The following is a 1,221-nucleotide window of genomic DNA, read 5'->3' on the forward strand; positions in this document are numbered from 1 at the left end:
CTGTGAGACGCTGGGCGTCAGTGCGTTGGCGGGCGTCCTGCCAGACATGCCGGGTGATGGTGCGGATGGCCTTGGCGTTGGACGTGCAGGATGCGCGCAGCGGGCAGGTCCGGCAGATGGCCGGATCGGATACATAATGCTTGTAACCGTTGCGGTCGGTCGTGGCATAGGTGAGCAATTGCCCCTCGGGGCAGCGATAGCCATCGGCATCGGTTTCGAATGCGAACTTCGACTTGCGCATCATGCCGTCCCGCGGCGGCGTCGGAGTGCGGTAGCCGGTGACGCCGAGGATATGGCGATCCTCCAAACCCTGGGCAATGGCCGCTGTCGCATAACCGGCATCCAGCCCGACCGCGCCAACCGCGAAGTCAAAGCGTCGACGCTGCCGATCCAGACGGTCGAGGTAGACGCGACTGTCATGCACATTGGCCGGTGTGACGTGGATGTCGGTGATGATGGCGAGCTTTCCATCCACCGTGCGGTGGTCGAGATAGTAGAAGCCCTTCGGCTTGCCGTCGCGCACCATATAGCCGCTTTCCGGATCGGTGCGCGACACCTTGGTTTCCGTCGCCCGCGGTTCGCGCTCTTTCTCCCTCAGAGGCTTTTGACCATGCAGCGCCCGCTCGACATCGATTGCCCGGTCGAGAGCAGCCCAGTAGTCGGCGCGCGACTTCTCGATCATCGCGAGATCGTATTTGCCCTTGTTGGCATTGGCCTTCAGATGTGTGCTGTCGGTATAAAGCACCGTCCCATCGACCAGTCCGTGCCTGATCGCCTGTTCAACGATGTGGTCGAAAATGTCCTGGGCGACCGATGTGTCGTTAAAGCGCCGCCGCCGGTTCTGGCTCAGTGTCGAGGCGTCGAACACCGCATCGCTCAGCTTCAGGCGCAGGAACCAGCGATAGGCGACATTGACCTCGATCTCACGCACCAGCTGACGCTCCGAGCGCACGCCGAACAGGTAGCCGATGAACAGCGCCTTGAACATCAAGGTCGGATCGAGCGGCGGACGGCCGTTGTCGGGGCAATAAAGCCCAGCAACCCGATCATGGATGAAAGAGAAGTCCATCACCGCATCGATCTTGCGAAGCAGATGATCTTTGGGGACCAGTTGATCGAGTGTCACCATCTCGAGCGCGGTCTGTGCGGCGGCTGGTTTCTTCAACATATCCCAATGAATCACAAAACCCCAGGCATAGCCAGGGGTTTGTCAGCAGCCTG

The 1,221-nt window shown here is 60.8% G+C and carries 1 protein-coding gene; it reads right to left on the reverse strand.

Annotation, left to right across the window (positions count from 1 at the left end):
• The coding region (locus JNC70_RS22720; RefSeq protein ID WP_374789050.1) for an IS1182 family transposase at nucleotides 1–1,168 on the reverse strand (1,168 nt) is incomplete at its 3' end.
• Nucleotides 1,169–1,221: the final 53 nt, after the last annotated feature.

The organism is Brucella oryzae, from assembly GCF_041929965.1.
Taxonomy (GTDB): Bacteria; Pseudomonadota; Alphaproteobacteria; order Rhizobiales; family Rhizobiaceae; genus Brucella; species Brucella oryzae.